Genomic DNA, 7711 nt, shown 5'->3' with positions numbered 1-7711 from the left:
CGCCAGCTCGGGCTGATCGACTCCTACTGGTCGCTGATCCTCCCGGTGATGATCAACGCGTTCAACGTCATCGTCATGCGGGCCTTCTTCCAGGACCTGCCCCGTGAGCTGTTCGAGTCCGCCGCCATCGACGGCGCCTCGAGCGCGACCATCCTGTTCCGGATCGTGCTGCCGCTGTCCAAGGCCGTGCTCGCGGTGATCGGGCTGTTCTACGCCGTCTCCTACTGGAACGCCTTCTTCAACGCGCTGCTCTACATCCAGAGCACCGACAAGTGGCCGATGGCGCTGGTGCTGCGCACCTACGTGGTCAACCAGACCTCCATCGGCGGTGACCAGCTCGGGGCGACCGAGGCGCTGCCACCGCAGCTGTCGCTGCAGATGGCGATCCTCGTCATCGCCGTCGTCCCGATCCTGCTCGTCTACCCCTTCATCCAGCGCCACTTCGCCAAGGGCGTGATGATCGGCGCCGTCAAGGGCTGAGCCCCACCCCCACGCCACCGACCGGAAAGGAGTCACCGTGCCATCCACAACGCCCGGGCGTCGCGTCGACGCGGCCGGTGCCGGGGCTCCGTCCAGCCGCGTGGGCTGGGACGGGCCCCGCCGGCAGGGGTCGAAGGAGCCGGGACGGTGAGGGCGACCCTCGGGGCGTCCTCGCCCGTCGACGAGGTCCGCCCCTACGACCTGCCGGCTGACCCGACGTTGCCCTACGGGCGGGGTCCGCTGACGGCGATCATGCCGCCGGCGCTGGTGCGGGAGGCCCTCGGGACCTGGCACCCCTTCCCGACCGTGGCCGAGCGCGCCGTCTGGGACGCCGTGCCGGCCGCCCGTCGGCGCGAGGTGGTGGAGCGGGCCGAGGCCGCGTCGACGACCCCCTGGCCCGAGCTGCGCGCCTCGTTGTTCGCCGAGTTCCACCGCGAGGGCAACCGCTCCCGGTTCGAGCTGAGCCACTTCGCGCGGCGCAGCCTGCTCCGCGACCTGGTCCTCGGTGCGGGACTGACCGGCGACGCCCGCTTCGACGACCCGGTGATGGACGCGATCTGGTCCATCTGCGAGGAGTCGTTCTGGGGTCTGCCGGCGCACTCCTTCTCACGACGGCACGCCCGCTTGCCGCTGCCGGCCACCGACGAGCCGGTGGTCGACCTGTTCGCGGCCGAGTCCGGCGCCCAGCTGGCCTGGGCCCGCCACGTCATGGGGGAACGGCTGGTCGCGGTCGGCGGTGAGGCCTTCGACGAGCGCGTCGTCGCCGAGATCGACCGCCGCCTGCTCACCCCGGTGCTGGAGCGCGACGACTGGCAGTGGCTGGCCAAGGAGGACCGCAACCCCAACAACTGGACCCCCTGGATCTGCTCCAACCTGCTCGTGACCGCCCTGCTCACCGAGGCCGACGCGGACCGCCGCGCCGTCCTCGTCAGCAAGGTGATCGCCTCCCTGGACGCCTACGTCGCCCAGCTGCTGCCCGACGGCGGCTGTTCGGAGGGGCAGTCGTACTGGGCGGTCGGCCCGGCCAAGCTCCTCGACTGCCTCGACGCCCTGCGGGGGGCCAGTGGTGGCCGGCTCGACGGGTTCGGCGTGCCGGAGGTCGCCGCGCTGTCGCGGTACCCGGTCGCGATGCACGTCGGCGGGCGGAGGATGGTCCAGCACGCCGACGGCCACGGGCAGTGGCTGCTCGAGGCCTCCGTGCTGCACCGGGCGGGCCGGCTGCTCGACGACCCGGAGGCCCGCCAGCTCGCCATCCACCTCCGCGACCTCCCGAGCGGACGGCACGAGAGGGCGAGGGCGAGCCTGTGGCGCGGGCTGTCGGAGCTCTTCGAGCCGGGGTACGCCGACGCCCCGCCCTGCGACCCACCGCTCCCGCAGCAGCGGTGGTTCCCCGACCTGCAGGTGCTCAGCGCCCGCCAGGCCGGAGGGAGCGCCGAGGGTCTGATGCTGTGCATGAAGGCCGGCCACAACGCCGAGCACCACAACCACAACGACGTCGGTGGGCTGTCGATCGCCCTCGACGGCCAGCACGTCGTCGTCGACCCGGCCGTCGGCGTCTACAGCGGGCAGACCTTCGGGCCGCGGCGCTACGAGCTGTTCGAGATGAACAGCGACTGGCACTGCCTGCCGGTCGTCAACGGCACGGTGCAGCAGCCCGGTGGCGAGCACGCGGCCCGCTCGGTCCGGCTGGTGGAGGCGGACGGCTGCGTCGGTCTGACCGCCGACCTCGCCCCCGCCTGGCCGGTCGGCGCCGGGCTGGAGTCCTACGTCCGCACCGCGACCCTGGACCGTACGGCCGGACGGGTGGTGGTCACCGACACCTGGCAGGGCGCCGGCGTGAGCTCGCTGGTGCTCCCGCTGACCATCGCCGTCGAACCCCACGTCGACGACGTCGAGGACGGCCAGCGCGTCTGCCGGGTCGGGCTCCGCACCCCCACCGGCGCGCTCGTGCTGGACGTGGAGGGGGCGCGGGTCGACGTCGAGACCCGGGACCTCGACGACCCCTACCTGAGGTTCCTGTGGGGGGAGCGGCTCTGGCGGCTCCTGCTCACACCGACCGACGACCCACGGCAGGGGCGGGTGCGGATGGTGTTCCACCGGGGACCAACCGACCCTCGCGCCAGCCCGCCGGCCAGGGACCCCGTCGCCAGCTGACGTCCGGCCCGCCCCACACCGAAGCCCACCCAACCCACCACACACCGGATCAGAGAGGATCCACATGTCACCCGCAGCCTTCACCCGCCGCCAGCTGCTCGCCGGCGCCGGCAGCTCCGCCCTCCTCATGGGCCTCGGCCTGTCCGGCTGCTCCAGCGGGGGCAGCGAGGAGCGCAACTCCGCCGCGGCCAACACCGCCGTGCAGCTGCCCACCTACATCCCCTACACGGGTGTCACGCCGGACCTGCCGGGCACCGAGCAGGGCGTCGACGCGGCCTTCCGCACCTTCCCGGCCGAGAACCCGAAGTCGGTGCCCGAGGTGCCCGGGACGGGCGCGACGATCACCGGCCTGGCCAACATCTACTTCGCGGTGCCGCCGGGCCCGGACAGCAACAGCTACTGGCGCGGGCTGAACGAGCGGATGAACACCGACCTGCAGCTGCAGATGGTGAGCGCCGCCGACTACCAGCAGCGCTTCGCCACCACCATCGCCGGCAACGACCTGCCCGACCTGGTGCAGACGCCGAACGGCAGCCCGGTGCCGGTGCCGAACCTGCCGCAGCTGCTCGAGCGGCGCTTCACCGACCTCACCGAGTACCTGGCCGGGGACGCCATCAACGAGTACCCGAACCTGGCCAACATCCCGACCCGGTCCTGGCGGTCGGCGGTCTACAACGGCGGCATCTACGGCATCCCGATCCCGCGCGGGGCCATCGGGGCCTACCAGTTCATCCGCAAGGACCTCTTCGACGAGGTCGGCGCGCCCACCGAGCTCAAGGGTTATGAGGAGCTGCGCGAGGCCGCCACGGCGCTGACCGACCCGGCCCGTCGCCGCTGGGCGTTCGGCCTCATCGGGCAGGTGCGCGTCATCCTCGGCCGGATGAACGACGAGCCGAACGTCTGGAAGGAGGAGGGTGGCACCTTCACCCACCGCTACGAGACCGAGGAGTTCGCCCAGACGGTCCGCGACATGACCGAGCTGTGGGAGGCCGGCGTCATCCACCCCGACGCCTTCAACCCGGCCAACCCGTTCAAGCAGCTGTTCAACGCGGGCACCATCGCCATCACCGACGACGGCTACCCGGGCTGGAACCAGTACATCCTCGACAACGCGGGCAACCCGGAGTTCGAGCTGGGCCTGATGCCGTCCTACCTGCGCGACGGCAGCGGGCTCGCCCCGTGGACCTACGGCAGCGGCTTCTTCTCGATCACCCTGCTGACCCAGGCCGACGACCCGGAGAAGATCCGCGAGCGGCTGCGGGTGCTCAACTACCTGGCCGCCCCGTTCGGCACCGAGGAGTACCTCTACCGGCTGTACGGCGAGGAGGGTGTCGACCACGAGAAGGACGACCAGGGCAACCCGGTGCTGACCAAGCAGGGCCAGACCAACACGGTCATCCCGATCCGCTACCTGGCCGACAGCCCGTACACGATCTACCAGCCTGGCCGACCGGACGACGCGGACGTCCAGCACGCCTACCAGTCGCTGGAGATCCCCACCGGGAAGACCAACCCGGCGATCGGTCTGTACTCCAACGCGGCCGCCACCGACAACGCGACCGCCGACAAGAAGTTCCTCGACGGGGTCAACGAGATCGTCCAGGGCCGCCAGCCCGCCGACTCGCTGACCAGCCTGGTCGACACCTGGCGCCGTGAGGTCGGTGACGCGATGCGCACCGAGTACCAGGAGCAGCTGCAGTCCGGCTCCGCGCCGCGCTGACCGACCACCTCCGCGGCTGACCCGAGGGTGACCGCGGACCGATGTGCTCCGGGCGGGCGCGGGCCGAGCAGGCCCGTGCCCGCCCGGGCGTTCGAGGAGGACCGCCCATGACCGAGCCCGACGCCCCGCGCGGGATCGCCGCCGAGCTGGCGGCGATGCCGCTGGACCGCACACTCTCCCCGGCGACGGGGTGGACCCGCGCCCACCACGAGCGGGTGGCCGACCTCTCCCTGCTGGCGCTGCGGCGCTGGGCCAGCCCCGGGAAGGCCCGGTTCGAGCTGCCGGGCCCGGCCTCGGTGGCGGGACGGGCCAGCGACGGGCTGGAGGCGTTCGCCCGCTCGTTCCTGGCCGCGGCGTTCCGGCTGGCCGGGTCGTCGGAGGACCCGCACGACCACGCGGGCTGGTACGCCGCCGGGCTGGCGGCCGGTGCCGACCCGTCCGCCGTCGACCGGTGGCCGCGGCTGGACGAGGTGCGCCAGGCCCGGGTGGAGGCGGCGGCGGTGGCGATCGCCCTGCACGAGTCGCGGGCCTGGATCTGGGACCGGCTGGAGGGCGGCGTCCAGGAGCGGCTGGTCGACTGGCTGGCCGGCTCGCTCGGGGCCGACTACGGCAACAGCAACTGGCGCTGGTTCCAGAACGTGACGCAGGCCTTCCTGCGCTCGGTCGGCGGGCCGGTCGACGAGCAGGAGGTGGCCGACAACCTGGCCTTCCTCGACGGCTGCTACCTCGGCGACGGCTGGTACACCGACGGTCGTCCGGACGGCCGCGCGGGCAACGTCGACTGGTACAACCCGTGGGTGATGCAGCTGTTCTCGCTGTGGTACTGCCGGATCTCCGGCGAGGCCGCCGCGCCGGGGATGCTGGAGACCAGCCGGTCGCGGATGGCGGCGCTGCTGCCGCAGCTGGTGCGGCTGTTCGGACCGGACGGCGCCCCGCTCTACCAGGGACGCTCGCTGGTCTACCGGTTCGCGACCACCGGCGCGCTGTGGGCGGGCCCGGTGTTCGACCTGGACACGGTGCCGGCGGGGGAGGTGCGCCGGGTCGGCAGCGCCGCGCTGCGCTGGTTCGTCGAGCGCGACGCCTACGACGAGCACGACCTGCTCAGCCTGGGCTGGCTCGGCCGGCACGAGGCGATGCGCCAGCCCTACTCCGGCCCGGGGTCGCCGTACTGGTCCAGCCTCGGCTTCGCCGGGCTGGTGCTGGGGGAGGACCACCCCGTGTGGAGCGAGCCGGAGCCGGTCGAGGACGCCACCCCGCCGACGCTGGCGGTCGAGCCGGTCGGCTGGCTGGTCGGCCCGCCCACCGACGGCATCGTCCGGGTGGTCAACCACGGCGTCGACCACAGCGGCGCCGCCCCCGGCCCGGAGGACCCGCAGTACTGCCGGTTCGCCTACTCCACCGCCACCGCCCCGGTGCCCGTGAGCCCGGGCGCCGCAGCGGCACCGACTCCGGGCGCACCCGACGACCTGGAACCGGTGCCGGACAACCTGGTGGCCGTGCGGGACGCGGCGGGACGCTGGTCGCAGCGGCGCCCGCTGACGTCCACGGTCGTCACCGGCGCCCTCGCCGGGAGCCGGCACGACGTCGTGCTGCTGGACGCCGACGGCCGGCTGGAGCCGCGTCCCGGAGAGGTGCTGCACACCTGGTCGGTGCTGCGCGGCGCCGTCGAGGTCCGGGTGGCGGTGCTGCGCGCCGAGGGCGCGGACCCGCTGCCGCTGACGCTGGTGCTCTCGGGCTGGGCGACCCCCACCGAGGACGTCCACCGGGCGCCCGCGGTGAGCGCGGTGCACCCGCTGCTGGGCGACCTGCGCACGGGCACCTCGGTGCACGACGCCGAGAACCCCTTCGGTCGCCGGCTGGTGGTGCCCTGGGCCGCTGCCGCCGACGTCCGCCCCGGAGCCGTGCACGCCGTGGCCGTCGTGCTCGCCGAGCACGAGCCCGCGCTACCCGCGGTGTCCCTCGACGGCACCCTCCTCGAGATCCGCTGGCCCGACGGCGTCGGCGACCGCATCGAGCTCGACGTCGTCGACGGCAACTAGTCCGCCGAGTCGGCCCTGAGCCTGTCGAAGGGCGCCGGCATGCTCGCGCTTCGACAGGCTCAGCGCGCTTCGGTCCGGTCAGCCGACCCGTCCAGCACCGCAACAGGAGCGACGAGCGCGCGCCGTTCCGATTCATGTCGATAGCGGACCATCAGCCGCCTATACGGCCTGATGGTCCGCTATCGACACTTTTTGGCGGGTCCTCAGCCGATCGGGGGCAGGAGGACGGCCGGCTCGGGCTTGTGCACGGCGCGCGGTCGGCGGGGCATCAGCGCGGAGAGACCGACGAGGTCGGCCAGCAGCCAGAGGATCGCCGACCACATCTCGGTGCCTTGCAGACCCGGCACGGTGGCGGGGACGCCGCGGGCGCCCGGGGCCTGGAAGCCGAAGCCCTGGCCGTCGGTCCAGTGCCCGAGCGCGTCGCCGAGGAGCCGGGAGGCCAGCGCGACCACCTCCTCGCGCCGGTGCGTGGTCTGCTGGCCGGCGAGCCACAGCGGGTGGGCGACGTCGAGGACGTTGCAGGCGTTCTGCCGCTCGGGTGCGAAGAACCGGGGCTCGGCGGCGTGGGCCAGCGTGGTGTCGACCACCCGCTCGGGGTAGGGAAGCGCCAGCCCGAACTGGGCGTAGGTGCCCCGCGAGGCGCGGTAGAAGCCGTTGACCACCTGCAGCATGCCGTCGGTCCCGCTGCTGGTGCCCCACATGCCGGTGCGTCGGTCGGCCCGCACGTGCAGCCAGCCGGTCAGCGTGGTCAGCAGCTCGGTGCTGCCGGGGACGCCGCGGGAGACGTCCCAGCGCAGGGCGGTGCCGAGGTGGTCGGCGAAGGCGCCCGAACCCCAGGCGCGGGTGCTCCACGGCTGATCCTCCAGCGCCTGGATGAGGTCGGCAGGGCTGCGGCCGCTGACCGCGTGCACCGGGTGCTCGAAGCCGCGACCCAGCACGTCCAGGGCGTACCCGACGCTGAGGATGTGGTAGCCGGCGGGGCCGTCGTGCCAGTCGCGCGCGGCCGGCCCCGGACGTCCGGTCTCGTCCAGCTCGGGGACCAGCCCGGTGGCCGGGTCCTGCCAGCCGGCCAGCCGGTCGCCCTGGTCGGCGGCCGGCAGCTGCGGCGGCGTGGTGCCCATCAGGAGGTCGGCGATCTCGATCGCGTCGCACTGGGCGCGCACGGTCGGCCGGGCGCCGGGACGGTCGAGGAACTGCCCGTCCGGCAGCCCCGGCTCCCAGCAGCGGGCCAGCACGTCCTGCCCCTGCTCCCGGGCCCGCTCGAGGTGGGCCAGCAGCCGTTCGGCCAGCGCATCCTCGTCACCTGCGGCCGCTCGCG

Annotated in this window: 4 protein-coding genes and 1 pseudogene; 4 read left to right on the top strand and 1 reads right to left on the bottom strand. The window is 73.5% G+C overall.

Features of this window, described 5'->3' with window-relative positions:
• The 4 genes from DVA66_RS14270 to DVA66_RS14255 all read left to right on the top strand — a co-directional run.
• A partial coding sequence (locus DVA66_RS14270; protein ID WP_157974015.1) for a carbohydrate ABC transporter permease occupies window positions 1–480 on the top strand: 480 nt, incomplete at its 5' end.
• Between the two features lie 147 nt (window positions 481–627).
• Window positions 628–2634, top strand: a complete 2007-nt coding sequence (locus tag DVA66_RS14265) for a heparinase II/III family protein (RefSeq protein ID WP_114560687.1) — start codon at window positions 628–630, stop codon at window positions 2632–2634.
• Window positions 2635–2698: 64 nt separating this feature from the next.
• Window positions 2699–4354, top strand: a complete 1656-nt coding sequence (locus DVA66_RS14260; RefSeq protein WP_114560686.1) for a type 2 periplasmic-binding domain-containing protein — start codon at window positions 2699–2701, stop codon at window positions 4352–4354.
• Between the two features lie 107 nt (window positions 4355–4461).
• On the top strand, window positions 4462–6393 hold the full coding sequence (locus DVA66_RS14255) for a DUF2264 domain-containing protein (RefSeq protein WP_157974014.1): 1932 nt from the start codon (window positions 4462–4464) through the stop codon (window positions 6391–6393).
• Between the two features lie 203 nt (window positions 6394–6596).
• Here the strand turns inward: DVA66_RS14255 and DVA66_RS14250 are convergent.
• Window positions 6597–7711 (bottom strand): annotated as a pseudogene (locus tag DVA66_RS14250) (acyltransferase); the annotation flags it as partial.

The organism is Desertihabitans aurantiacus, assembly GCF_003344635.1.
GTDB classification, from domain to species: domain Bacteria; phylum Actinomycetota; class Actinomycetes; order Propionibacteriales; family Propionibacteriaceae; genus Desertihabitans; species Desertihabitans aurantiacus.
This window is presented reverse-complemented; position numbering and strand designations above follow the sequence as displayed.